Genomic DNA, 22,904 nt, shown 5'->3' with positions numbered 1-22,904 from the left:
CATGACAACCCGACCCGACAAAGCCCATCCTGAGACCCTGGGGTTCAATACCCAGGCCATCCACGTTGGCAACGCTATTGATGAAGGTTCGGGCGCGATCCGCACCCCGATCATCATGGCTAACTCCTATGCGCTGCCCTACGACCCTTCCACGGTTGACTGGTCCGGCACCGACATTCCGCTCTACACACGCAATACCGGCGCAAACCAGATCGCCCTGCAGCAAAAAATCACTGCCCTCGAAGGCGCCGAGGACGCGGTTGTCTTGGCAACCGGAGTCGCTGCTCTGCACGGCGTGTTCTTCACGACCCTGAAGTCGGGGGACCACGCGATCATCTCTGACACCACCTACGAGGCGACTTGGCGCCTATTTGAAGAGATCTTCCCAGAGAAGTACGGGATCGAGGGGACTTTCGTGGACGTGACTGACCTGGATGCTGTGCGAGCTGCCCTGCGTCCCAACACGCGCCTCATCCACACGGAGACCATCGCCAATCCAACTACGCTGACTGCGGACGTAGCGGCCTTGGCGCAGATTGCTCACGATAATGGCGCCCTCCTCAGCGTGGATTCGACCTTCACGCCGCCGCCCCTGTATCGCCCGCTCGAGGACGGTGCAGACTTCGCGGTGCAGTCGCTAACCAAGTACATCAATGGTCACGGGGACGCGATGGGGGGATCGGTTGCCGGGTCCACAGAGCTGATCCAGACCATCAAGTCTGACGCCATGGTTGATGTGGGCGGGGCAATCTCTCCGTTCAACGCCTGGCTCATCCAGCGTGGCTCCGTCACCTTGCCGCTGCGCCTGCAGCGCCACCAGGAAAGCGCCCAGAAGGTCGCGCGGTTCCTTGAAGGCCACCCCAAGGTCGCGTACGTCTACTATCCGGGCCTGGAATCGCATCCTCAACACGAACTCGCCACCCGCCAGTTTGGCGGCCGCGGGTACGGCGGTGTGCTTTGCTTTGCCGTCGAGGGCGACCGTGACACCCAGAACCGTTTTGTCGCGAACCTGAAAGTGATCACCTCCGCAGTCTCGCTGGGACACGACGAAACCCTCATCATGCACGTCAGCAATGAGGGGCCGCGCGTGGTCTACTACCCCGAGCCTTTCAAGGACTATGGTCACCTGCGCCTGTCAGTGGGACTGGAGGATGCGGAAGACCTGATAGCTGATCTGGGGGCTGCCCTGGAGTCGGCATGACCTGCGGGGGGCGGGTACTAAAGTTGTTCCCATGACTGCTGATCCTCGCCCCCTCGTCGCCGTCCTCTTCGGCGGAATGTCAGGGGAACACCAGATTTCCTGTGCAACTGCCGGTGGCGTCCTCGGCGCTATTGACGAAGAGAAGTGGCAGACCTTCGCCATCGGTATCACGCCCGACGGGCAGTGGGTTCCTATGCCCTCGGACCCGCTTGCCTACGTCCTTGGCGACGACGGTGGGTACACGGTTGAGGCAGGGGACCTGCGCGTCGCAATCCTGCCGGGTTCGCCGCGGCTGATTCAGTTTGAGGTGGACGACGGCGGTCATCCAGTCCCAGAAACCGTGCGCACCATCGGTGACATCGACGTCCTCTTCCCACTGCTTCACGGCCCGTACGGCGAGGACGGAACCGTGCAGGGGCTGCTGGAACTCTCCAAGGTTCGCTACGTGGGGTGCGGGGTCGCGTCCTCGGCGGTATGCCAGGACAAGTACCTGACGAAGACCGTCCTCGGCGCCGCGGGCATCGACGTGGGGGAGTGGGTCGCCTTCACGCAGCGAGACTGGCTAGGTGACCAGCAGGAATGGGAGGCGCAAGTCGCCGCCCTCGGCTTCCCGGTATTTGTGAAGCCGTGTCGTGCCGGGTCGTCCCTCGGTGTCTCCAGGGTGGATGCGGCAGCCGACCTAGCCGCCGCCCTCGACGAAGCCATGCGTCATGATCCGCGCGTGATTGTTGAGGCAGCATGCCCTGGTCGTGAAGTTGAGTGTGGAGTCCTTGGAACGGCGGACGGCTCCCTGAGCGCCTCCGCAATTGGGGAAATCCGCGTCCTCACGGAAGGCTTCTACGACTACGAATCCAAGTATTTTGCCCCCCAGGCCGTACAACTGGACTGCCCAGCCGATCTTCCCGAGGACGTGGCGCGAGCAATCCAGAAGATCGCCCTCGTCGCATTCGAAGCGGTAGAGGGGGAGGGGATTTCCCGTATCGACTTCTTCTACAACGAAGAAAGTGGGCGCATCGTCCTCAACGAAATCAACACGTTGCCCGGCTTCACCCCCGGCTCGTTATACCCCGTCATGTTCGACCGAGTGGGGATCACGTATCCAGAACTGGTGAGCGCGCTCTTGGAAGAGGCAGCAGCACGGCCGGTGGGATTGCGCTAACAGCTTCCCTGTAACCACGGCATCTGCGCGACGCCGACGCGGTAACGTAGGGTCATGAGCAAACCAAAGGTGACCCTGGCGACAGCGGCGTCGATGCCGAACCTGTACCCGGATGAAAATGGACTGCTGGACGCCCTCGCCGAACGCGGCATGGACCCGCAGATCAAGGCGTGGACCGACCCTGATGTGAACTGGGATGACGCGGGACTGGTTGTGGTCCGCTCAGTCATTGATTACGCGCGTGATCGCAAGAAGTTCCTTACCTGGGCTCGCAGCGTGCCACGTATTCTCAATAGTGCGGATGCGCTGACGTGGAACTCGGACAAACACTACTTGCAGGAGTTGGCCAGTCGCGGGCTCCCCACCATCCAGACCACGTGGATCGCGGCGGCAAACAACTACGAAAAACGGCAGGTCCACGCGCGTTTCCCAGCGTTTGGTGACTTTGTCGTCAAGCCGACGGTGTCTTCGGGTGTGCGCGACATTGGACGCTACAGCACGAATGACTTGAAGCAACGTCAGGCGGCAATGGCTCAGGCGATGACGCTGCTTGGTGAGGGGCGCGACATCATGGTGCAGCGCTACCGCGAAGAGATTGACGAACATGGTGAGATGTCGTTGATCTTCTTCAACGGGCTTTTGTCTCACGCCGTACAGAAGAAGGCGTTACTGCACCCATCGGAAGTGACGGATCGTTCCATTCGTGAGGCTGTTGTCTCCGCGCATATTCCAACCGAGCAGGAACTGGTGTGGGGGGAGCAGATTCGCCTAGTCATCCACGACTACGTCCGTTCACGGCTGGGTCGGGATGAACAGTTCCTCTTCAACCGCGTCGACGTGGTCCCCGATGGGGAAGGGTCATTCCTGGTGATGGAGATCGCCCTCGTCGATGCTGATCTTTATGAAGATTCCACGCCGGACGCCATGGGTAACTTCGCTGACGCGATTGGGATGCGCGCGTTCTGGTGATGGACGAGGACGGGGGCGCCGCAGCGGGGGAAACGCACGAACCGGATGGGGCCGAACCGGTCGCAGCCGAGCCGGATGCTCCAGAAGTTGAGCTCCCCATCACGGATGAGGAGTTCGAGGAGATGGTGGAAGCCGCCCTCGAACGTGTCCCCAAACACTTCACGGCAGCGGTGGAGAACTGCGCTTTCATTGTGGAGCATGATCCGCCGGGTGGTCGCCGCAACCTGCTGGGGCTGTATCACGGTGTGTCGCTGCCGAATCGGGGGCATTACTCGGGTGCGATGCCGGACACAATCACCATTTACCAGAACCCGATCATCCGCGTGTTTCGGACGCGGGAACGGGTGCGTGAAGAGGTGTACAGAACCGTGGTGCATGAGATCGGGCATTACTTCGGGATGGATGACGAGGAGCTGCACGGATTGGGTTGGTAGACGCACCTCACCCTCACGGAGGGGCGCTCGTGGTCTGAACGGCGGGTTTCCTCTGCTAATATCTGTAGGTGCTGCCTGAGGTTATGGGCGGCAATGGTGGCTGTAGCTCAGTTGGTAGAGCCCCGGCTTGTGGTGCCGGTTGTCGCGGGTTCAAGTCCCGTCAGCCACCCCATAGTGGTGAGGTTCAAACCCTCGACAAGATTATCCAGTCTTGTGAAGGTTTGAACCTCACCCTTTTTTGTTTTTGCATCTGTTGCTGCCGCTGCCCAGTTCAGTGCGTTCGCCTGCTGTTCGGCATCACACAATGACCCATACGGTCGCTGGTACTCAGCCCGCGCTTCCCCGTCTTCATCGATGAAGATTTTACGAAAGAACGCCTGGTTACAGATTCTCCGGTTCGCGTCATCGCAGCGCCCATAGATCAGCGACACGTTCGCGAGTAACGCGAGTGAATCTTCAAGGTTTTCACGCGAAGACGCGTACTCTTCGTGATGTGCGTTAATGCGATGCTCAATATCTTCGAGCCGGTTCGAAATCCTCCCCTGCTCCCGTTTCAACAAATCAAGCGGCACTGCCCCCGCATAGTGAGCCTGCAATAGTTTTGTGCGCTCTTCATCGAGCTGGTCGCGTTCGGCAGCAAGGTTTGCAAGCTCAGCCGATTCGCTGGCCATCAACCGATCGAACTCGGCATGCAGCATGCCAGCAAGCGACTGCCGCACCTCGCCACTCACTTGTATGCGCCCGTAGTACGCCTCGATGAGCCGTTCGACATCTTCTATGAGCACGGCTTGCCGCGTGCAGTTCGTTTTCTTTGAATGCCTACCGTTGCATACGAAATATGGGTAGACCTTGCCGTGCCGGTTCTTTGCGTTGACAATAATCAACCGCCCACCGCACTGCCCGCAATACACGGTGCCCTTCAAGTAATGGTCATGCACTTGGGTCGCGTCGGCCGCTGACTTGTGCGAATCCAACACGTTCTGCACCTGATACCAGACCTCTTTCGGCACGATCACCTCGTGCGCACCCGGGTAGGTTGCGCCTTTGAATCTGACGACTCCGGTGTAATAAGGGTTTGTGAGGATGCGCTGCAAGCCCGACAGGCTGATCGGCTTTGATGGCCGCTTCGGTGTCGGCAGTGTCGTGAGCCCTCGGCGTTCGAGTTCTCGGTGCAGCTGCGAGAGTGTCCACCTGCCTGAAGCGAATCGTTCGAAAGCCCACTTGATGTGTGCTGCCCGCTCTACATCTACCTCAACGGTACGATTCTCACGGCCGCGCTTGTCGCGCACACCGACATTCACGTATCCGATCGGTGCCCGGTTCGTGGTACCACCCTGCGCGGCCTTCTGCGAGAGGCCCTTCACCGTTTCGGTAGCCAAGTTACGTGAGTAGAACTCTGCGATTGACGACATGATGCCGTGTAACAGCATGCCCGACGGCGTCTCGTCAATGTTTTCACTCGCCGACACGAGCGTGACCCCTGCATCACGCAGCGCCAAATGGATCGCAACGTCGTCGGCGCGGTTTCGCGCAAGCCGGTCAACCTTATGCACGATGCAGTAGTTGATCTGGTGCTGGGCGACGTATTTGATCATCCGCATCAACTCGGGTCGGTCTGCCTTGCGCGCAGATTCGCCAGCATCAACAAATTCGGCGACAACGGTCGCCCCAAGGTCATCGGCTTTGCGCTGATTCGCTTCACGCTGGGCGGGGATTGAGTAGCCCTCCTCTGTGCCACCTTTCTCAGCCTGTTCCTTGGTTGAGACACGAAGATACGTGACCGCAACCGCTCCGCCCGAAGGGATCGAAGGGTACGCAAGATCATCGATCGGCTGCCTGTCTGGAACAGTGATGGTCATTGGCTCTTCTCCAAAGTGGGGTAACAAGTGCCCACCGCAGAATCATCAACTGCAAATGTTGATCGTGAGAAGAGCCCGAAGGCTGTAGGACTAAGCCGAATCGGCCACGTTATCTTGCCTCGAATTATTGCCCGAGGGTTTAATGCCACAACATCTACCGCAGCGGCAGACAACTTCATTCTACGCCGACCGCGCAGATTTGGCCTCGAATATGCGGTCGCCTGATTCAGTGGTTCGTCGTGCCCCAACATCTTGGAGGGAGAAACGGATGAGTAGCTCGGTGAGGAGATCGACATCAGGAGTGTCGCGGTGCACTGCGCGGATGCTGAGCTGACGTTCTTCTCTGCTCCGTCGATCAGTCACTCGTTCATAGTTCGGAGTCATCACTCTTCTGCCTCACTGGCGTGCAAATCGATGCTTGCAAAGAAGGCATCTTCTGCGGCTTGGCGGGCTGCGACCTGGTCGAGAACGAACTGCACAAAGTCAGCGTCACGGTCGGTGACGACCTGTTCTGCAATTTGTGGAGGTTGTTCCTCGCCGGGCCAGGGTGTTTGCCGCGTCGGCCGGTCTCGATCTCGGCGAGTGCCGCTTGCGGCAACCCAATCCCGCAGCCTGACACGAGCGTCAGAGAAGTCGCGGTGCCACCCAAATGGTGCTGAACCGTCTTGCTCCGGGTCATAAGCGCAGAGCCAATGCAGATGCAGGGCAGACAGCTCCCAAAGCAGCTCGGAGTGCCGGTGCCACATCGGTGGTATTTCTGACGCTGGTAGCCCGTACTCCGTGCGAAGCCAGTTGACCCAGCGGTTGAGCACCAACAGCTCCTGTTCCAGATCGTGCGCTGTCAGCAGGTTCCAATTGATTGGGTGCGGCGGCACGGCAGCTGGCTCGGGAGAAAAGCTGGACTCCGCAGTGTCATCGAATTCAGTGTGATCGTTCATGAGAGACGCCCCTATTCCCGTTCAACGACCGAGGCCTGGAGTATCGCTACTTGGCCGCCGCCTGGGCGCTTCGAACGTTCTATTTTCCCCTCGTGACGGCACGTCGTGCGCGCCACTGCGAGAACTGCGATCGACGCTGTAGTGTGTGCGAGCGGTGTCGTGCCCGATTTTCTTTGCGACGAACTCTTCACCTTCGAGGTTTTGCCCATCGCGCTCGTAGTTGTACGGATGCAAGTAGCCTTCAGCGACGAAGCTGTCGCCTTTCACGAACCGCTCGTAGGCCCGCTCGGCGGTGGCACGGTATATGACGAGGTTGTGGAAACTTGTTTCAAGTTTCGTGAACGTGCCGTCGCTTTCGTGCCGGTAGTTTTCTTGCCCGAAGCGTGCATAAAATCGCGCTTCACCACGGTCTGTTTCAGTGAGCTGCGGGTCGCTGGCGATAAAACCAGAGATCGACTGCTGTGTGCGAATAGTCATTGGACTGTTCTCCTGTCTGAGTGGAAGCCGCCAGGCCGGTAGCTCCTATCAGGCAGGTGCGCGAGCACCCCCGCGGGGAGTTTCAGTCATCAGATGCAGGTTTAAGCAGCAGCGTTTCGATTTCGCTGCGTTCTCGTTGCAGAGCCTTCGCGTCGGAGCGCTTGGGCCACGGATGCAAGTCGGTAATGATGGGCGGGGCTGAACGCAACAGCAGAACACCGGTGCCAAACGGGATCGTACGGATACGGTCGGGCGGCAGGATCGGCACACGGCGCACAGAACGCTGGCTCGTGCGTGAGCCGTAGTCGCCAAGGCTCACTGAGTCGGTGAACTCGTCCCGTTCACCGATGAGCGTAGAGAGGTCTTGCAAGTCTCGTGAGTTTGAAGCGCCGCCGAGCACGATCTTCACGATGCTGGCGTCCCAGATGGCGGACGCCTGATCGTCGCTCCATTTATCTCTCGCCTGCGCGAGCGACTGCAACACCGGCATTGTCGTGATGCCTGTGCCTCCACCTTCTGCCATCAGCGTTGGTAGAGAGGGCAGCGGTGCGAGATTGCCGATCTCGTCGAGTGCCAGCAGAAGCGGCGGGTCAAGTCGTGCACCGGGTGATCGTGCCGCAATACGACGGCACATCTCCACGAGATCCTCGACGAGTGCCGCAACCAGCGCTGCGCTATTGCCAGCACCGGCCCCGGTAGCCAGCAAATACAGGGTGCCCTTGCTTCGAATGAACACTTCGGGGTCAAATGTTTCATCTTCTGTAGGGCTCACTGCATCCATCACGCGCGGGTCAGCCAGAGCCGCAAGTGCGAGTGAAACACCTTGCCATATGGAATCCCGGGTGCGCGGGTCTGCTTCGATCATCGCCTCCAGCGAGTCCGCCCATCCCGTCGCTGCCCGTGAAGAGGTGTGCAGAATTGCGACTGCGTCTGCTGCAGCTGATGGGTCGAGCGTCCATCGAAACAGTTCAGCAGGGCTGCGATTATCGAGTGCGGCAGCATGCAGCAGTGCTTGGAGCGCGACACGGGTTTTTCCTTCCCAAAACCCGCCACCATCAACACCGCCGTCGCCAAGTCCGGTGGCTGCTGCGAGCCCGGTGGCACGGATCATTGCGGTGAGCGGATCCTCGCACCCGCGAATTGGCGACCATCGTAACCCTGAGGCAACGCCGTCGGCGAGGTGTTGGGGGTCAAACACCATCACCGGGCCGATCCGTTCTCGTGCACGCAGCGTCGCGGTGAGGTTATCTGGCCGGGTCGAGGTCGTTACTACTGCGCCGGGCGCATCAAGAATTGCTGGGATCACTATGTGCAGCCCTTTCCCTGAACGGGGTGGGCCGATGAGCAAGATTGAATCTTCAACGCTCGCCCACACGTCTTTGCCGCGAGATTGCCCGAGTAGGTACCCGATATCTGCTGGCGTCGGGTGTTCGAGCGATGGCCGAAGCGTTCCGGCCCTGCGCAGCAGAGACTTCGCAGAGGCCGCGGTGTGCACCTCATGGGTGGTCGCAACACCAACGAGCCTGCGCGGGTCAGTGTCAATCTTGCGCGAATGCCGACGCCAGAGGCTCCACACCCAGACGGTCACAGTGCCCAAAACACTGAGCATGATCGCTGTGACCATCCAATACGCGAATGAGTTCAGATCTTCAGTTCCGAGCGCAGTGCCGGGATGGCCAGGCGTGAATAGTACGTTCACGCCGCCCGCAATACCTACCTGTGGTGGGTCGCTGCTCATTATGAATGCCGTGATTGTTCCGGCTGCGCGCAGCACGAGGGCGAGGGCGAAGACTCCGATGAGTGCTGCAATCATGATGTTGGTGAGTTCGTCTCCGAGCGCACCAGCTTGTCGGTTCGTTGGTTTCATGGCAGCTGCTCGGTAATGATTCGGCCCGAGATGTTGCCGATCAACAGCACCTCGGTTGCGTACTCGGCCAGTTGGGCGAGATCGATCAGTGCGCGCACTACACCACGTGCATCACTTTCAGCGGAGCTGATGGTAAGTGCGACGGTGATGTCTTCGCCAGGGATGAACCCGGCCCCACCAAGTTCGAGCAGCTGCGGTATTCGGCCCCTCCGTGCGCGCTGTGACACCGGTGCTGGCGTCGAAGGGGCTGCAGGCATGTGTGTAGACATGATTGGGCGTGTGGTGTGAATAATGTCGGTGAACACGGTGCCGTCGCTCTCGCGCACCTCAACCCGAATAGTTCGCGTGCGGTTCAGAGTGAGGGCGTCGAGCAGCTCACCGAACCGCGCTCGACTCCAGGGAGCATCCGGTTCGGTAGCTGGAAAATCAGCACCATCGAGTGTGACGTGTACGTGACCGATTCCACCAACAGTGATGACCGCAAGCGGCAGCTCAATCAACGGTGCTTCGGTGACGTTCGAGTGGGGGTTCTTTATGCTCATGCGACGTAGGTGCGCTTACTTTCCCAGACGGCATTCACCGAGCTGTGTCGCCTGCCGTGGAAGGCTTTGCACTGCAGAAATTGGTGCGTTACTGCGTGTTCATCCGCCCAGTTGTATCGAAAAGCTCAAGTTCAGCGGGGTGGAGCTGATGCTGGCAGACGAACGAGCGGTCTTTGATACGCCACAGCCCTTGGCCGACACCGAGGCCAGGCAAAAGCTGCCGTTCGGTGCCGGTGAGTCCGAGCGCGTTTGCAGTAGCGCCGAGTTGGTCAGATTCTTGGCGGTAGATGATCCGTGTTTCTGCGTTCGCGAGCAGTGAGTTTGCGAGGGAACGCATTGCTGATCCTTGGTCGCCTACGTTTTCAAGATCGGTGAGTTTGTGGAAGATGAGCATGTTTGCGATGCCGTAGTGGCGTGCAAGTCGCCAGTGCGCGTCCATACGCTTCAACAGGGCCGGGTGTGACATGAGCCGCCAGGCTTCATCGTAGATACACCAGCGTTGCCCGCCGTTCGGGTCAAGCAGCGCCGATTCCATCCACGCTGACGAGCAGGTCATCAGCACCGATATCAGTGTCGAGTTCTCTGCAACGCGTGACAGATCGAGCGAGATCATCGGTAGCGTCGGGTCAAACTGCACCGTCGATGGCCCGTCAAAGAGCCCTGCAAGATCGCCTGATACGAGTCTTCTGAGTGCGTGCCCGACGAGCCTGCCATCTTCGGCAAGCCGCCCATCACTATCAGCCGCCTGGTCGGGGGCAAGTACATGGTCGACGATCATTGGCAGGATCGGTACCGTGTTGTGCCTCACGGTTTCTGTCAGCGCAGTATCGATCGCCGTGTGTTCAAGCGGCGAGAGCGGCCGGTCGAGCACTGTCTCTGCGAGTGCTCCGATCAGGTCACGACGCCTTGCGGCAACTGTAATTGCCCACTCATCGTCACCTATTCCTGAGGGCCGGTAGCCTTCGTCGAGAGGGTTGAGGCGCGTGATGAGTCCGTGGCCGAGCACGATCGCGCGCCCACCGACTGCTTCAGCGACGGCAGTGTGTTCACCTTTCGGGTCTCCCGGCACGTAGACACGCCGCCCGAATGGGAGCGATCGAGTGTAGAGGCTCTTTGCGAGGCTCGATTTCCCTGACCCGACGATGCCAGCGAGCACGAGATTTGGGGCCGTGATGATGCCGCGCGAGTAGAGCACCCAGGGGTCATACACGAAGGACCCACCCGAGTAGAGGTCTTGGCCAACGAATACACCGTCGGAGCCGAGCCCACCCTCGGCAAGAAACGGGTACGCGCCAGCGAGCGTTGCTGACGTGTCTTGATGCCGCGGCAATTTGAACCTGCCTGGCGATCGCAATTGTGCAGTGCCAGGTTCTCCTGAGTTGGGTAAATATATGGTGGATCGGCGCTCCGCCTGCTCCGCCTCCCATTTCTCGCGCGCTGCAGCCTGCTCGGTCCGGTGCTGTGCGACTTCAATCTGCTTCGCTGCTTTCACCCGCTGCTTACGAAGGCCACGTTTTCTGCCGCGGGTGAAACGAGCACCGATGTGTGCAGACGCTCACGCTCATCGCGTTTCACAGCCCGAGCCCTCTCGCTCGTTTCACCGCGGCGACTCCGGGATGTTCAAACCACGAGGAGTGATGAACATGCTGAGAGTTACGTGCAGTCGTGTTGAGCACGGGCTGATCCTCGACGGCGTCTTCGGCACTGATCTCGTGCTGCCGGTAGAGGGCAACATATCCGAAGGAGTGACTGTAGGTCATGTCGTAGTCGCCGTCACGAACTTCGCGTTCCAATGGACCCGTCGGCGGTGACTCATAGACATGCCCGTTCTCTAAGGCGGCTTGCGTGCTTTCGTCGCCGTAATCCCAGCTCTTGAGATGGTTGAGAGCAGCATCGATGCCCTCGTCATCGATCAGTTGCAGTACTTCGTCAGCGTCTTCGCCCTGTAAGAAGCAGATGCTCACCCAACGCTTGACTGTGGCGGGTTCTGCGGGAGACTCAGCATGCCACGCGATTCGAGCTGCCGCTGATGCTCCAGCGTTTACGTGCTCTTCCGCTTGGTCAATGAAGATTGCGGCTTGATGTAGTTCGTCAGCTGCTGCGAGAGCATCTCTTGCCCCTGTTTGGTGGTTGCCGTGATCGTCGAAGGCGCGTGATCGCGTCGAAGCATGAGCAGTAGCCAGCTGATCGAGCACCTGCCGCAGTGAGCGTATGTTAGCGAGTAGATCACCGAGCACTCCGTACATGTCTTGTGGGTGCTCGAAGTTGCGGCTCGCATGGGCAAGCCCGCGCATCGCGTCGGCGGCTTCACTGGCATCGGCGACTGGATCGTAAAAAGTAGGCATGACGGCCTCCTCCATGAAGAGTGTTGGATCACTGATCTGATAGGTGTGCTTGGTCGCGCAACTTGACAGCAAACCTGTTTAAACATTTCCCAACGCGCAAAGTTGCTCAATGGGCAAAGTTGCTGTTACTCTCGCTGTATGACAACACCCGGGTTGAGAGACCAGAAACGCAAACAGACCTCGCACGCGCTTTCGCGCACGGCGTTTGAATTCACCCAGGAACGTGGCCTGGATGGGTTTACCATCGACGACGTTGTCAAGCAGGTCGGTGTTTCCAGGCGTACATTCGCTAACTATTTCTCGTGCAAAGAAGAAGCTGTTGCAGCGCTCGCTCTTGAACAGTTAGAAGACGGCATTGCCATGCTGCCGGAGATGCCCGAGGGCATCCCGCTACTGGAGTGGGTGCGCGCACTCGCGCTTCATCAACTTTCGGGGGGCATGCTTGACCTGTTGACCCAGCTGCGAGACCTGGCACGGAAAGATCCGGCTTTGCAGCCGTTCGTTGAGAACGTGCACGCAGAAATTCGTAGAACTGCGCAGGCTGTGGTCACGGCGCAAGCTAAGAATTCTGCGGCGAAGTTTGCGGCTCCGATCATCGTTGGAGCCGCCTACGGTGCACTGACTTCGTTCATCGAAGCCGGGTCTTCGGGGTCGGAGTCGTCGCTCGATGAGTTCGTTGAGAAGGTGTTCTCAAAGCTCAGAGCCGGTCTCTAACCCCACCATTTTTCAACTCTTCGCACGTAGGGGCCCACCCTACGTTTACTCGGCATGCCAGAAAGGCTTTTGATGTCCATATTTCTGTACCGTTTATCACGGTTTTCCTACCGGCGTCCGTGGGTGTTCATTCTCACTTGGCTGCTCATCGTTGGCGGGGTGCTCGGCCTTGCTGTTGCAAGCGGGGCCAAAATCAGCTCGGCAATCACGATCGATGGCACCCAAAGTCAGACGGTCATCGACCAGCTGCGCACCGAGTTTCCCGAAACTTCTGGCGGTCAGGGCACCATCGTCTTCACCGCTGATGAAGGCAAACGCCTTGATGAGGATGGAGCTGCAGACGCGGTTCGCGCGGCAATGAAAGAAATTTCTGAAAACGAATACGTCGTTGCCCGTGAAGCCCCAGCATTAGCAACCCCACCCACCCAAGCGACAGCTGGTCAACAGGCGCAGCAACCGGGGCTGCCACAACAATCAGCTGAGCAGTCACCGATGCCATCCCCGAATGCTCCGCCAAGTCCTGAGCAGCAAGAAAAGATGATGCAAGAGGCCTTGCTGAAACAGGGCATGCTTGCACCCGGGGTGCTCGTGTCAGCTGACGGGGCTGTTGCCCTCATGCAGATCCAGTTCACCGAACAGGTTGAAGACCTGCCATCTGGCGTCATCGAAGACGTCGTTGCGATCGCATCCGAGCATGCCGACACAGCAGGGCTCACGGCACTTCCCACGGAATCTCTGAAACCACACGAACCACCCTTGGGTGGCCATGAAGCGCTCGGGTTACTCGTCGCGGGCCTCGTACTCTTGCTCACGCTCGGCTCGCTTCGAGCGGCGGGCCTGCCACTGGTGACCGGCATCATCGGTGTCGCGGTCGGGCTCGGCGGAGCCTTCGCACTCTCCCAGAGCATCGAACTCACCAGCGCCACCCCGGTACTCGCCCTCATGATCGGGCTCGCCGTCGGGCTAGATTACGCACTCTTTATCGTGAACCGGCAACGCCACCTGATTCTGCGTGAGGGCCTTTCGGCAGAAGAAGCCGCAGGCAGGGCCGCAGGTACAGCAGGAAGCGCCGTGCTCTTTGCAGGCCTCATCGTCATCATCGCCCTCGGGGGCCTTACCCTCATCGGTATCTCGTTCCTCACCACAATGGCGCTGGTAGCGGCAGCAACTGTGCTCTGTGCAGTGTTGATCGCATTGACACTCTTACCAGCACTTCTCGGGCTCATCGGCGAACGAATCCTGAGCACAAAAGCGCGTACTCGCGGGCAGAAGCGCAGCTACGAACAGCGCCACGGCTTCGCCCACCGCTACGCGACAGCACTGGTAAAGGGCAGGTGGGTAGTGATCGTTGCGGTCGTGGCCCTTCTTGGTGTGGCCGCAATCCCGATGACGCAAATGAGCCTGGGCATGCCAAACGGTGCCACAGCAAACCTCGACACCACCGAACGCCAAGCAGCAGACGCCGTCTCCGAAAGCTTCGGTGACGGGTACAACGCACCCCTTGTCACCGTGATCCACGCCCCCGACGGCACTAGCTTCACAGATTCCCAACTGCCTGGCATCACCAGCGAACTTGAACAAAGCGACGCGATCGAAACGGTACGCCCAATGGGCATTTCGCCTGATAGTTCGCTGGCGTTGTTCTCGGTGATCCCGACTGCCGGTGCTGATGATGACGCAACGAAGACACTCGTGCATACCCTGCGTGAAGACACGGGCACGCTCACCGGTATTAGTGGCACCACCATCGGCGTGACAGGGCTCACCGCCATCAACCTCGACATTTCAGAGAAACTCGCAAGCGTCTTGCCGCTCTACATCACCATCATCGTGGTGCTGTCACTTCTCGTGCTGCTCGTCGTATTCCGGTCGGTGCTGATTCCAGTCAAAGCAACCGCCGGATTCTTGCTCACGATCGGTGCCACCTTCGGCATTATGACCGCTATCTTCCAGTGGGGCTGGCTGAAAGAGATTGTAGGATTCGACACGCCAGGCCCGATCCTCTCGTTCCTACCGATCATGGTGACCGGCATCTTGTACGGCCTCGCCATGGACTACGAAATGTTCCTGGTCAGCTCCATGCGTGAAGCCCACGTACACGGGCGCGCAGGCAAACAGTCGGTGATTCATGGATTTGAGCAGGCCAGCCGCGTCGTCGTCGCAGCAGCAGTCATCATGGTGTCCGTGTTCGCAGGATTCATCTTCAGCGACGACAGCATGGTGAAACAATTCGGTCTCGCCCTGGCAGTTGGCATTCTCGTCGACGCGTTCCTCGTGCGTATGACGCTTGTTCCAGCGCTCATGTCGGTGCTTGGAAAAGCGGCATGGTGGATTCCGAAGTGGCTCGACAAGCTGCTCCCCAACCTCGATATCGAAGGCGACCGACTCTTGAAACACCTCCACCAGAGTTCAAACGCCAAACAGCAGGTCGAAGGCGGGGCTCACCCCAATACAGCCCACTAACCTCAGGTGATGCACACCACGCAACGACAGGCACCATGCGGTTCCCGTTGCGTGGTGTGCACACTGTGAGTAATGAAAATGATTGCTATAAGGATTCTGGATGAACCATGCCCAATGCTCAGTTTTCAAACGTTGCGGCACAAGGGCAATGCCGCAGCAGTGAATGCTTGAGCCTGTTGCCCAACGAGTAGCCGGGTTTCACAGGACGCCTGGATCGCGGCCTGCTCGATCGCGGCGACAGCAGCATCAAGTTCTTCCGCGGTCGTTGCAGACACGCTGACTAGGCCGGTGTAGCGGAGCACGCCGTGGCCAGCGGTGAGATCAGCCTCTTGTTGCAGCACATCATGAAACTCTGCTGTTTGTGACGCGTCCTCGATCTGACCGATGCGTTGGCGCTGGTGAGCGTCCGAAATGTATTCGGTCTTCTTCTTCCGAATATCGCGGGCGGCCTGGTCCGAGCGCATAGGAGTGCACAGCAGCGAGAACGAGCGTTGGATTCCCGTCGATAACAGTAGAGGTGCCAGAAACCCGGGGTACACCATCGATCGGGGCCATTCGCTGACGGGGCTTACCCCTTGTTCTTGGACACGTGATTTCCTGCATTCCTGTTGGAAGAGAGCGAGAATCTAAGAGATGGCAAAGAACTACTACCCCGAGGAATTCCGGCGCAAAGCGGTCGACCTCTACGAATCCACCCCTGAGCAGACGATGCAGGAGATTGCAACAGACCTTGGGATCTCTCGCAGTGCCCTGGACACGTGGGTCGCGAAATACGGGACCGGGCAACGAGCCCCTGCTACGCCGACAGCAACCACCACAGGTGCTGACACACCAGAATTCACGATTCGCCGCTTAGAGGCCCAGCTGGCGGCAGCGAAAGCCGAAACTAGGAAGCTCACCACCGAGCGTGACATCCTGCGTCAGGCGGCCAAATATTTCGCGGGAGAGACGAACTGGTGAGCCGCTTCCAGTTCGTTGAAGACCATAAGCACGTCTGGGGCGTGAAGCGGTTGTGTGAAGTTATCGACGTCGCGAGGTCCTCGTTCTATGCCTGGCTCAACGCCGCTGCAGGACGAGCTGCGAGGGCTGCGGCCGACGATGAGTTGGCGGCTCGTATTCGGAGATTGCAGGACACGGAACAAGGTGGTGATCGTGCGTATGGTGCGCCGCGAGTCACTGCCGAACTTAACGATGGGGTGTCTGCTGGTGAACGGGTGAACCACAAGCGAGTTGCCAGGGTGATGCGTGAGCATCAACTTGTAGGGATACGGCTGCGGCGTCGGGTGAGGACCACGATCGCTGAGCAGAGCGACGAGAAGTTCCCTGATCTACTGGATCGTGACTTCAGTACCGGCGAGTCGGGGCGCCGCTATGTGGGCGATATCACTTATCTGCCGATTAAAGATGGCACGAACTTGTATCTCGCGACCTGTATCGATTTGGGGTCGCGCAAGCTTGCGGGTTGGTCGATGGCCGATCATATGCGCACCGAACTTGTTACTGATGCGCTCACGGCTGCGTGGCGTGCGCGTGGCGGCTGTCTTCAAGAGGCTGTGTTTCACAGCGACCACGGCTCGGTCTACACCTCGAAAGCGTATGGGCAGCTGTGTACACAGTACGGGGTGCGCCAGTCGATGGGGCAGGTAGGTTCGTCTGCCGATAACGCGCTTGCGGAATCGTTCAACGCGGCACTCAAGCGTGAGCTCCTTGAGGGGCGGGCCGCGTTTGCTGATCAGGCGAGTGCGTATCGGGCGGTGTTCAGATGGGCGAACCGCTACAACACCAGGCGGAGGCATTCAGCGATCGGGAATATTGCACCAAACGAGTACGAGCGGCGTGAGGCGGATATGCTTCAGAGCGCGGCATAACTATGTGAACAAGATGTCCAAAATCAAGGGTCAAGGCCCCTCACCCGTGTCGCGAAGCGCAACCCAGATACACGCATCACCTGGGTGCTGCGGCGCGGCACCGTCGGGAACACATTCGGCGGGGGCAGTGAAGACGAGCTGCCCGAACGCGGCGCGCTGGGGCAGCGGGCAAAGCAGGCCGTCGAGGACGGAATTGTCGACCTCGTCGCTGGTTTTCGCACGGAACAGATCCTGATGCGTGAAGGCCAAGCTGAGCTTGCGGCAGAGGACGGCCGTCACCTTGACCGTGCGGCCAAGGTGTTTGTTGCAGCCGGGTTCCGGCCTGACCTGTCCTTCCTCTCCGAGATTCGACTCGACCTCGATGTGCGGTTGCAGGCCCCCTCGAAGGTCGCGCTTGAAGTCGACCCGAACCTGCATTCCTGTGGATCCGTGCGCGCTACTGGTGCGGCAGATCTTGCCCAGCCGGAGTCGGGCTTCTGCATCGTGGGTGCGAAGTCGTACGGTCGCGCCCCGACGTTTCTCGCTCTCACCGGCTTCGAACAAGTGCGCAGCGTGGTGGCGGCGATCGCAGGTGACACCGCAGCGGCTGCGCGGGTTGATCTTGTTCTGCCAGATACCGGAGTGTGCGGCGGTGCCGGCCTCTTCGACGCACCTGCAGAGGAATCGGCTGGCGGGTCCTGCTGTGCGCCAGCACCGCAGCTTGTTCAGGTCGGAACGGCGTCCTCGACCTGCTGCTGAATCCTGAACGACCAAGGGGGCAGGAACCAGATCGGTTGCTGCCCCCTTCATGTATGGTGACGTGCTTTGGGCAGACTCTCCGGGAGATCGCGCAGCCAACCGGCAGTCATTTGGGAACGACCCGCGTTGTGGACGCAATCGAAGGGTACGGTGGGCTGGTGTTCGGTAGTCTTGTCTGGGTTGCACTTTCAGTCTGAGGCGAGGGAGTTGAGCAGTGTACGCACGCGGCCTGCGATATCTTCGCGTATCTCAGCGAGTTCGTCGGTGGAGGCGAGGGCGGGATCGCCCACTGCCCAGTCTTCTTAGCGGACCCCGGGAATGATTGAGCACACGTCGGTCGCGAGGTGTCGCCATTACCCGGCCGCCTCAATGAGTTCGCGCAGCGCCCGCGTCACGGGGACCTTGCCCGAGACCACGACCTGCTCGTCGATCACGAGCGCGGGGGTCTGCATGACCCCGTATGCGGCGATCTCGGCGTAGTCGGTCACCTTGGTGACGGTGGCGTCTCGCCCGAGTTCAGCGAGAGCCTCATGGGTGCGCTTCTCGAGTGTGGCGCAGTTGCGGCAGCCGGGGCCGAGAATCTTGATGTCCATGTGCGTGGCCTTTCGAGGGTGGATCTGCCAGCCAGTCGGCGCGATGGCCTTCGGGCGGCTATCAGGCGATCGGGATGAGGTTGAAGATGAAGCCGATGAGGAAGATCGCGGCGAGCACGATCCCGGTGAAGAGCGCCAGCAGCGGCCACTTCATGACCCGGCGCAGCATGATGAGTGAGGGGATGGAGAGCGCGACGAGGCTCATCATGAACGCCATCGTGGTACCGAGTGCGACACCCTTCGTGAAGAGCGCTGAGGCGAGCGGCACGACCGCTGCCGGGTTCGCATAGAGCGGGGCCCCGGCAAATGTGGCGATGAGGAGCGAGAACGGATTCTCGGGGCCCGCGACCTCGGCGAAAAACTCGTCGGGCACCCACCCGTGAATCGCGGCACCGATGAGCACGCCGAGCACCAGGTAGGGGAGGATCTTTACGATTATCTGCCGGGTCTCCGCCCATGAAGCGTCCACCCTGTCACGCATGCTGGGCCTCTTCTGAGCGGTTGCGAGCTGCGTGGTGCGGCTGGTGAAGACGAAGGGCTCGATCCACTGGTCAAGTTTGAAACGCGACAGCACCAGTCCGACCGTGATCGAGACGGTCGCACCGGCGAGGGCCCAGCCTGCGGCGATGTCCCACCCGAAGGTGCCGCCCATCAGGATGATGCCTGTCTCGCTAATGAGTGGGGAGGAGACGAGGAAGGCGAGGGTCACGGCGAGGGGAACGCCCGCGGCGACGAGGCCGATGAAGATCGGGATCGAACTGCACGAGCAGAACGGGGTGATTGCCCCGAGCGCCACCGCCAGCAGGATGCCCACGAAGAGCCCCTTGCCGGTGAGCACCCCGCGCACCCTCTCTGGTGAGATCTGCGTGTTCACGAGGCCCACGAGGAACAGGAGCCCCACGAGCAGCAAGGTGATTTTGACGGTGTCGTAGAGAAAGAACTCAAGGGCCGCGCCGAGTGTGGATGCGAGATCTACCCGGAAGAGGTCGCCAAGCAGCCACGGCCACAGCACCTCGTTCACGGCAAACACCACGCCCCAAACTGCTGCCAGGACCACAAGTAGTGCCCAAACCTTCAGGTCGTCTCGGGGTGACGCGGATCGCGTCGGGCGCGCACTGTCGACCGTCATGCGTGCCTCCCGGAGTTCGTGCTTGCATTGATAATATTCGATGTGAGTCGGGGCGTGTGGTGATTGAGTTCTCGTCGGGTGCTGCACGGGGCGCGGCAGTCTCACAGCGTACTGTTGAGTTACAGGCTGCGTGAGGGGTGGGAACTGATGACGACCGCGGAGGGAGTGCTGCGCGAACTGCTTGCCGAGGCGATGGGCGCGATGGAGCAGGCCTCAGGCGGCGCCTCGGTGTGCAGTTTCACGAAGTCAGGTGTGCCCGTTCCCGCACTGAAATATGCTGAGGGACGATGGGCTGCGCTGCGCGAGCTGAAGTCCCAGGGCGCCACCGAAGAAGCGTCGCTGGCATTGGGTGCCGTCTGGCAGGAGCGCCTCGCGGAACTGCAGTCACGTGGTGCGGGAAGCGATTGGCTCGCGTATACGACCGGAGGGGTTGATGCGCTTGCGGAGTTCAGGCTGCGTGTCAGTCATGAATCCGGGGATGATCGGCCCTAAGGTCGTCCGGTCTGAAACTCGGCCATTTGCTCCGGGGTGAGTGTTCCACCTTGCTCGGCGGCTGCCTGAAACGCTGGCAAATGGACATCGGCTGAAGCGCGGCGAAGATTGGTGAGCACACGGAACAGCGCGGCATCATCCGTCTGAGCGAGGAGGGTGTCGTACATGGCAATGTTCGCGACTTCTCCGTCGGCCCACGCCCGGGCGGCCGTCGTTAGATCTGAGGGGGCCTGGAGCCTCCCGAGGTAAGGGTTTTCGGGAACCTCGATGCCAAGCCGTTCCAACTGTCTGACGAGCGCGCTGCTGTGTCGATCCTCCGCAGCTCGGATCGAAACATAAGGTTCGACTTCACCGAATTTCTCGATGACTGCGAGATAACTCGCGGAGGCATGGTACTCGCCGTCGGGGCCCATCAAAGCCTCCCAGGCGATCGCTGCGTCGGTGCCTGCAGGGGGAGCCTCCGGAAGAGTCACGCTTTCCGGGGAATCCCGCTCGGCGCTCTCCTCCACCGTGCTCTCGGCTGGGGCCTCCGTCGTGGCTGGCGTGTCGGCGTTCTCTGTGACTGGTGCGACTGTCGTGCATCCAGCCAGTCCTATCATCAGGGCGGTTGTTGCGAGAAGGGCGAACTGCCTGATCATTTCGAAACCCCAAACTGTGTGATCGTAATGCGTGTCCTGATACTACCAGGGGTATCTATGTGAGGCCAGCACAAGTTCAGTGATCGGGCAAAGTCATGCGAAGCCGGGGAGCAAAGGGATATGGGCTCACTTGTGACCTGACCTACAGTTTTATTTCCACTCTCACCTGAACGAGCATCAGACCCGAGCGTGACTGTGTGCTTGTCGTGGGGGCTTCATCTCAATTCACGGTCGAGCGTTCGCGATAATTGCACCAGCTGTGACTAGCGAGATGCGCACCTGCTTTCGGTCGGCGCCGAGTGTGCGGGCGATCGCGCGTATCTAGATGCCGCCGCCGTGCAGTTTCACTGCTTCAGCGGCATCCTCGATCGTGAGTCCGTGCTGGCGGCGCACGACATTGTTCCGGGTGAGGTGCTTCGAGACTGTTGCACGGTGCACACCATACTTCTGTGCGAGATAGCCGACGCTGAGACCAGCGAGGTAATCGTCGACCAGGCGGTCTACTTCAGAGGGGGTGAGAAAGGTTTGAGGTTTCCCAATCCTCCTGACGCAGGCCCCTCGAACGTCCTGAATTGGGGTGTTCTCGACCCGCTGAGACACCCGGTAGACGCCTCGTTTCCAGCGGGATATCAACGATTTCAGCATCGGGGTAGGGTTTGAAAACTCTCTACGCAGGAACCCCAAGGAGAGCTGAGAGAAGTGGGAGCTTGCTCACACTTCCGAGGCCGACGCAGGGGTTGATGCGCGCAGCGCGATCACCCCAGATGGGTCAGGTTTGAACTTGTGGCCAGGGTCCGCCCTTGGTTGCGGGTCCTGCCTGGCCCTTTTTCTTTGCGTCAGCGGCCGACGGCGCGCATGCCTGCAGCGTCGTAGCGATCGCCGGACACGCCGAGCCGCTCGACGATTTGGTCCAGGGCGGTGTCGTGCTGTTTGGGGCCGCTATCCCGCTATCCCTATCTCGCCGCCCCCGAGCGTAACGGTGCGCGTTTGGCGTAACGGTGCGCGTTTGGCTTGAATAACGGTGTGATGACGGACGAAATCGCGCCAACCGCGCACCGTTATCCAGGGTTCGTCTCGAGCTTGTCACTAGGTCGCCGATGTCAACATATATCGCCGTTGTTTTGGCGATTTATCGGCGACATATGCCGACATCGGCGACGTTGGGTGCCGGACGCTGGGTGCCGGACGACTTACTTGCCATCCCCGGGGTGGCGCAAGTTCGCACTGCTTATATGGAGTACTCGGAGCCGTCAATCGCCACGCAGCTCAAGGCCTTTGACGCCGATGGGATCACCGATGTCCTTGTCATTCCATTGTTGCTCACGGTCAGTGACCACAGCCTTGATGACATTCCGGCGATTTGTGGACAATCCCATGATCCGAAGCTCTTGGCTCAGCTGGCTTCGGAAAACATTGAGGTGTATCACCCCAAAGCGGACATTCAGTTCTCTCCGACACTTGATTTCTCTGGGCTCGTTAGGGCAAACCTTGCCCGTCGGGCCGACAAGTTGCTGGGGAAGCGGGCCTCGGATGACACCCGCACGGGCCTGGTGCTTGTTGGTTATGGCAGTGCCGAGTTCGATGACGAGTGGACGGCATTCTTCGAAGAGACCCGGCGTCACGCGGAGGAGGATTTGGGAGTTGTGGCCTCTACCCACGCGTGGTGCGGGCATCTGGTTGATTACAGCCGCAAGCCCACGGTGGATGCGATAAACAAAATGCTTGAACAAACCGACCAGGTGGTAGTGGTTCCGCAGTTGGTTTCCTATGATCCAATGTTCCAGGAACGCATTGTTGGGCGGGCAACCAAGGAGTCGGCGGATCCTTCGCGGGTTCTTTACAGTGCGGATGCGATCCTCCCGGACCCGGAAGTTGGTAACTGGGTTGTGCGGATTTCAAATGAGTTGCTGAACGCTCAGGAGAAGCAGGCTTCCTGAGGTAGGAGGCTTCCCCGGACGGCGCGTCTTCCCCTACTTTCCTGAGTAGACGGGGAAGTCGCTGTGTTCGCCGTAGTCGCGGGCGTATCTGAAGACCCGTCCGCGGTGGGGGCGATGACGACACTAAGTTCATCGCAGAGGTTGGCTTGGATGAAGGACCAGTTGAGGACGCCACCGCCTCCCAGCATCAGCGTCTGGACATCGAATAGATCTGAAAGCTTGTCCAAGAGCAGCTCGAAGTCAATATTTGTGTCCCCGGCGATCACGTAGGAGATCCCCAGTTTTCGTAAGAATGCCTTATAAGCGTTCGATGCTCTTCCGGTGAGGACCTCGATGACGTGCGCAGTGGTGGTCCGGTAAGTCATCTCCGCACTATCCCAGCCGAGCCGTCCGGAGGGGTCAATAGATATGTAGTACTTGCTTGCATCACTCACGGCGACGAAGTCTCCATCGGGCACGGGGGCTGCGTCCGCTTCCGGCGTGCGCATCTAGTTGCCGATTATCTTCCCATCCAGTGACGTCATCATGTGGCAGAAAACGT

Annotated in this window: 23 protein-coding genes, 1 tRNA gene and 1 pseudogene; 11 read left to right on the top strand and 14 right to left on the bottom strand. The window is 59.8% G+C overall.

Translation table 11 applies throughout. The annotated features are described in order from the left end of the window. Window position 1: 1 nt before the first annotated feature. From H2O65_RS07880 to H2O65_RS07860, 5 genes are all read left to right on the top strand, one after another. Entirely contained in the window at window positions 2-1,201 is a 1,200-nt protein-coding gene (locus H2O65_RS07880; RefSeq protein ID WP_182141181.1) for a PLP-dependent aspartate aminotransferase family protein, read from the top strand. A gap of 31 nt (window positions 1,202-1,232) precedes the next feature. Continuing rightward, on the top strand, window positions 1,233-2,360 hold the full coding sequence (locus H2O65_RS07875; RefSeq protein WP_182141180.1) for a D-alanine--D-alanine ligase family protein: 1,128 nt from the start codon (window positions 1,233-1,235) through the stop codon (window positions 2,358-2,360). Window positions 2,361-2,414: 54 nt separating this feature from the next. Then, window positions 2,415-3,329, top strand: coding sequence for a RimK family alpha-L-glutamate ligase (locus H2O65_RS07870; RefSeq protein WP_182141179.1), 915 nt, complete (start codon window positions 2,415-2,417; stop codon window positions 3,327-3,329). Further along, entirely contained in the window at window positions 3,329-3,763 is a 435-nt protein-coding gene (locus tag H2O65_RS07865) for a metallopeptidase family protein (RefSeq protein WP_182142734.1), read from the top strand. Before H2O65_RS07870 ends, H2O65_RS07865 begins: the two co-directional genes overlap by 1 nt. 96 nt (window positions 3,764-3,859) lie before the next feature. Next, window positions 3,860-3,935: transfer RNA gene (locus H2O65_RS07860), tRNA-His, on the top strand. A 586-nt stretch (window positions 3,936-4,521) separates the two neighbouring features. Here H2O65_RS07860 and H2O65_RS10715 read toward each other — a convergent pair. The 8 genes and pseudogenes from H2O65_RS10715 to H2O65_RS07820 all read right to left on the bottom strand — a co-directional run. Next, window positions 4,522-5,622 (bottom strand): annotated as a pseudogene (locus H2O65_RS10715) (recombinase family protein); the annotation flags it as partial. Between the two features lie 180 nt (window positions 5,623-5,802). Further along, entirely contained in the window at window positions 5,803-6,006 is a 204-nt protein-coding gene (locus H2O65_RS07850) for a hypothetical protein (protein ID WP_182141178.1), read from the bottom strand. After that, window positions 6,006-6,560 carry a hypothetical protein gene (locus tag H2O65_RS07845; RefSeq protein ID WP_182141177.1) on the bottom strand — a complete coding sequence of 185 codons (555 nt, stop codon included), beginning with the start codon at window positions 6,558-6,560 and terminating at the stop codon, window positions 6,006-6,008. The genes H2O65_RS07850 and H2O65_RS07845 overlap by 1 nt, the downstream gene beginning before the upstream one ends. A 21-nt stretch (window positions 6,561-6,581) precedes the next feature. Beyond that, window positions 6,582-7,037 carry a single-stranded DNA-binding protein gene (locus tag H2O65_RS07840; protein ID WP_182141176.1) on the bottom strand — a complete coding sequence of 152 codons (456 nt, stop codon included), beginning with the start codon at window positions 7,035-7,037 and terminating at the stop codon, window positions 6,582-6,584. A gap of 82 nt (window positions 7,038-7,119) precedes the next feature. Beyond that, window positions 7,120-8,904, bottom strand: coding sequence for a type IV secretory system conjugative DNA transfer family protein (locus H2O65_RS07835; protein ID WP_182141175.1), 1,785 nt, complete (start codon window positions 8,902-8,904; stop codon window positions 7,120-7,122). Next, the gene (locus tag H2O65_RS07830; protein ID WP_182141174.1) at window positions 8,901-9,446 is read right to left on the bottom strand and encodes a hypothetical protein; all 546 of its coding nucleotides are present in this window, start codon (window positions 9,444-9,446) and stop codon (window positions 8,901-8,903) included. Before H2O65_RS07830 ends, H2O65_RS07835 begins: the two co-directional genes overlap by 4 nt. Before the next feature lie 88 nt (window positions 9,447-9,534). Next, window positions 9,535-10,938, bottom strand: a complete 1,404-nt coding sequence (locus H2O65_RS07825) for an ATP-binding protein (RefSeq protein WP_259349495.1) — start codon at window positions 10,936-10,938, stop codon at window positions 9,535-9,537. A 79-nt stretch (window positions 10,939-11,017) separates the two neighbouring features. Further along, the gene (locus H2O65_RS07820) at window positions 11,018-11,791 is read right to left on the bottom strand and encodes a hypothetical protein (protein WP_182141173.1); all 774 of its coding nucleotides are present in this window, start codon (window positions 11,789-11,791) and stop codon (window positions 11,018-11,020) included. A 138-nt stretch (window positions 11,792-11,929) separates the two neighbouring features. Here H2O65_RS07820 and H2O65_RS07815 point away from each other — a divergent pair, with 138 nt between their 5' ends. Both H2O65_RS07815 and H2O65_RS07810 read left to right on the top strand, forming a co-directional pair. Beyond that, a complete protein-coding gene (locus H2O65_RS07815) occupies window positions 11,930-12,505 on the top strand; it encodes a TetR/AcrR family transcriptional regulator (RefSeq protein ID WP_182141172.1) in 576 nt (191 codons plus the stop codon). 72 nt (window positions 12,506-12,577) lie between these two features. Continuing rightward, complete coding sequence (locus H2O65_RS07810) at window positions 12,578-14,968, top strand: MMPL family transporter (protein WP_182141171.1); 2,391 nt, start codon at window positions 12,578-12,580, stop codon at window positions 14,966-14,968. 125 nt (window positions 14,969-15,093) lie between these two features. Here the strand turns inward: H2O65_RS07810 and H2O65_RS07805 are convergent, their stop codons facing one another. Next, window positions 15,094-15,594, bottom strand: coding sequence for an SCO6880 family protein (locus H2O65_RS07805; RefSeq protein ID WP_310649251.1), 501 nt, complete (start codon window positions 15,592-15,594; stop codon window positions 15,094-15,096). 7 nt (window positions 15,595-15,601) lie between these two features. On the opposite strand from H2O65_RS07805, the gene H2O65_RS07800 reads away from it, so the two are divergent. Both H2O65_RS07800 and H2O65_RS07795 read left to right on the top strand, forming a co-directional pair. Beyond that, window positions 15,602-16,836 (top strand): IS3 family transposase gene (locus H2O65_RS07800; protein ID WP_182141170.1). Its coding sequence is split into 2 segments (ribosomal slippage): window positions 15,602-15,911 and window positions 15,911-16,836, totalling 1,236 coding nucleotides; the frame shifts between segments, so codons are not numbered across the junction. Window positions 16,837-16,920: 84 nt separating this feature from the next. Then, window positions 16,921-17,574, top strand: a complete 654-nt coding sequence (locus H2O65_RS07795; protein ID WP_220458735.1) for an NAD(P)-binding domain-containing protein — start codon at window positions 16,921-16,923, stop codon at window positions 17,572-17,574. Between the two features lie 353 nt (window positions 17,575-17,927). On the opposite strand, the gene H2O65_RS07790 is transcribed toward H2O65_RS07795, so the two are convergent. Together H2O65_RS07790 and H2O65_RS07785 are read right to left on the bottom strand one after the other, a co-directional pair. Continuing rightward, window positions 17,928-18,167 (bottom strand): thioredoxin family protein, encoded by a 240-nt coding sequence (locus tag H2O65_RS07790; protein WP_182141169.1) that lies wholly within the window; start codon window positions 18,165-18,167, stop codon window positions 17,928-17,930. 61 nt (window positions 18,168-18,228) lie between these two features. Further along, window positions 18,229-19,224, bottom strand: a complete 996-nt coding sequence (locus tag H2O65_RS07785; protein ID WP_182141168.1) for a permease — start codon at window positions 19,222-19,224, stop codon at window positions 18,229-18,231. Between the two features lie 219 nt (window positions 19,225-19,443). On the opposite strand from H2O65_RS07785, the gene H2O65_RS07780 reads away from it, so the two are divergent. After that, on the top strand, window positions 19,444-19,788 hold the full coding sequence (locus tag H2O65_RS07780) for a hypothetical protein (RefSeq protein WP_182141167.1): 345 nt from the start codon (window positions 19,444-19,446) through the stop codon (window positions 19,786-19,788). Here H2O65_RS07780 and H2O65_RS07775 read toward each other — a convergent pair. Together H2O65_RS07775 and H2O65_RS10400 are read right to left on the bottom strand one after the other, a co-directional pair. Beyond that, window positions 19,785-20,426, bottom strand: coding sequence for a hypothetical protein (locus tag H2O65_RS07775; RefSeq protein WP_182141166.1), 642 nt, complete (start codon window positions 20,424-20,426; stop codon window positions 19,785-19,787). The two genes, H2O65_RS07780 and H2O65_RS07775, sit on opposite strands and share 4 nt — an antisense overlap. Window positions 20,427-20,747: 321 nt before the next feature. Beyond that, window positions 20,748-21,026, bottom strand: a complete 279-nt coding sequence (locus H2O65_RS10400; RefSeq protein ID WP_220458734.1) for a hypothetical protein — start codon at window positions 21,024-21,026, stop codon at window positions 20,748-20,750. A gap of 497 nt (window positions 21,027-21,523) precedes the next feature. Here H2O65_RS10400 and H2O65_RS07765 point away from each other — a divergent pair, with 497 nt between their 5' ends. Continuing rightward, window positions 21,524-22,363 carry a sirohydrochlorin chelatase gene (locus H2O65_RS07765; protein WP_182141165.1) on the top strand — a complete coding sequence of 280 codons (840 nt, stop codon included), beginning with the start codon at window positions 21,524-21,526 and terminating at the stop codon, window positions 22,361-22,363. Here H2O65_RS07765 and H2O65_RS07760 read toward each other — a convergent pair. Further along, window positions 22,342-22,851 carry a dihydrofolate reductase family protein gene (locus tag H2O65_RS07760; protein WP_220458733.1) on the bottom strand — a complete coding sequence of 170 codons (510 nt, stop codon included), beginning with the start codon at window positions 22,849-22,851 and terminating at the stop codon, window positions 22,342-22,344. The two genes, H2O65_RS07765 and H2O65_RS07760, sit on opposite strands and share 22 nt — an antisense overlap. Window positions 22,852-22,904: the final 53 nt, after the last annotated feature.

It is taken from the genome of Schaalia sp. JY-X169 (assembly GCF_014069575.1).
GTDB lineage: Bacteria > Actinomycetota > Actinomycetes > Actinomycetales > Actinomycetaceae > Scrofimicrobium.
Note: the sequence above shows the minus strand (reverse complement) of the source record. Positions and strands in the feature narration are given on the sequence as shown.